Genomic DNA, 666 nt, shown 5'->3' with positions numbered 1-666 from the left:
GTCCCGGCAGTGGGGCGAGGCCGACCGGCTGAACGTCGCCGACTTCCAGCGCTCCCGCACCGAGCTCCGCGGCGACGCCGACGGGTACCCCGGGCCCCTCACCTGGCACCTCCTCTTCTCCTGAAAGGACACCACCATGCACGACACCACCAAGCGCACCGCGCGCACCATCCTCCAGTCCGCGCTCGGCCTCGCCGTCGTACTCCCCGCGATCGTCGACGCCTCCGGCATCCCCGCGGCCCTCCCGTGGGTCGCCGGAGCCCTCGCGGTCGCCGGCGGGTTCGCCCGCGTGATGGCGCTCCCCGGAGTGCAGCGCCTGCTCCCCGGATGGCTCCGGACCGACGAGCCGGAGGCACGCGGGTGACACCGTCGGAGTCCGCGCACGTGGCCCTGGAGCTGGAAAAGCTGCGCGGCACCATGGAGGCGGGATTCGCCCGGACCGACGGCTCCCTCGCGCTCCTGGTCCAGCGCGGCGACCAGACCGACAAGCGGCTCGACGACCACGACAGCCGACTCGACACGCTGGAGCGCTCCCGCTGGCCACTGCCCTCGCTCGCGGTCCTCGTCGCCCTCGCCGGCCTCATCTACCAACTCGTCCAGAATTAACACCGCGCCCCCTCCGCCTGCGGGCGGAGGGGGCGCTCGCGGCGTTACGCGGCTTCGTAG

General features: G+C 73.4%; 2 protein-coding genes. Both read left to right on the top strand.

Features of this window, described 5'->3' with window-relative positions; translation table 11 throughout:
• The first annotated feature begins 136 nt into the window (after positions 1–136).
• Complete coding sequence (locus tag OQ02_RS39200) at positions 137–364, top strand: hypothetical protein (RefSeq protein ID WP_015034081.1); 228 nt, start codon at positions 137–139, stop codon at positions 362–364.
• Positions 361–606 carry a hypothetical protein gene (locus OQ02_RS39195; RefSeq protein ID WP_015034082.1) on the top strand — a complete coding sequence of 82 codons (246 nt, stop codon included), beginning with the start codon at positions 361–363 and terminating at the stop codon, positions 604–606. The genes OQ02_RS39200 and OQ02_RS39195 overlap by 4 nt, the downstream gene beginning before the upstream one ends.
• Positions 607–666: the final 60 nt, after the last annotated feature.

The organism is Saccharothrix sp. NRRL B-16314, from assembly GCF_000716595.1.
Lineage (GTDB): Bacteria > Actinomycetota > Actinomycetes > Mycobacteriales > Pseudonocardiaceae > Actinosynnema.
Note: the sequence above shows the minus strand (reverse complement) of the source record. Positions and strands in the feature narration are given on the sequence as shown.

Excerpts from the sequence above, each read along its gene's own strand:
- OQ02_RS39200 (WP_015034081.1), top strand. The coding sequence starts at position 137 with ATGCACGACACCACCAAGCGCACCGCGCGCACCATCCTCCAGTCCGCG.